This window comes from Corallococcus sp. CA041A (assembly GCF_003612075.1).
GTDB lineage: Bacteria > Myxococcota > Myxococcia > Myxococcales > Myxococcaceae > Corallococcus > Corallococcus exiguus.
Genome location: NZ_RAWF01000584.1, coordinates 1 through 716, shown reverse-complemented (window position 1 = coordinate 716; position 716 = coordinate 1). Strand labels below are relative to the sequence as shown.

The window sequence follows — 716 nt, the reverse complement described above, 5'->3', positions numbered from 1 at the left end:
AACGAGCACTGGCTGCTGGAGCGCCACAACTTCCTCTCGCCGAGTCAGGCCCGGCGAGCGCTGATGCAGTCGAAGCAGGCGGCCTGATTACAACCAATCTGGTGTCTCAATAATCCGGTGCGGTACAGGAGCAACGAGGTGGCTGCCCGGTTTCGAAGCTCGCGATACGCCCCCGTTACCTTGTCCTGGGCGCGATTGGCGGACCGCGAGTCCGCAGCCTCCAGCGCTTGTTCGTAGGCGATGGAGCCCTCCGCGTACCAATGGACGAGTTCCTCGATGCTGGCCTTCTGGAACTTGCGGGCACTCATGGGCTGACGATCAGGGGAAGTTGAGCGTGCCCTCGCGCCAGGCTTTGAGTGCGTATTCCGCAGCGAGCCCATTGCGCCCCGGACGCTTAGAGACCCAGAGCAGTACGGGTTCGCCGAACTCAGGAGCGAACTCCAGGGCATGGGCCGCAACGTTGGTTCGGACAGTTTCGTTCTCGTTCTGGAGAAGGGGAAGGAGCTGGGACGTCGCATCACGGCTCCGAAGCTCTCTGTATGCTCCAGAGATCTTGTCGGCGGCGCGATTGGCTGACCGCGAGTCCGCAGCCTCCAGGGCCTTCCCGTATGCGACCGACCCCTCCGCGTACCACTGGACGAGCTCTTCGTTGCTGGCCTTCTGGAACTTGCGGGTACTCAAGGGACAGCTCCAAAGCGAATGAGGGTCTTCATGCC

General features: G+C 62.3%; 2 protein-coding genes. Both read right to left on the bottom strand.

The window, feature by feature from the left end; translation table 11 throughout:
• Nucleotides 1-44: 44 nt before the first annotated feature.
• The gene (locus D7V77_RS42320) at nt 45-308 is read right to left on the bottom strand and encodes a hypothetical protein (RefSeq protein WP_233597573.1); all 264 of its coding nucleotides are present in this window, start codon (nt 306-308) and stop codon (nt 45-47) included.
• A gap of 10 nt (nt 309-318) precedes the next feature.
• Nucleotides 319-716, bottom strand: a 398-nt coding sequence (locus D7V77_RS42315) for a DUF2019 domain-containing protein (RefSeq protein WP_233597572.1), incomplete at its 5' end; no start/stop codon positions are given.

Excerpts from the sequence above, each read along its gene's own strand:
- D7V77_RS42320 (WP_233597573.1), bottom strand. The coding sequence starts at position 308 with ATGAGTGCCCGCAAGTTCCAGAAGGCCAGCATCGAGGAACTCGTCCAT.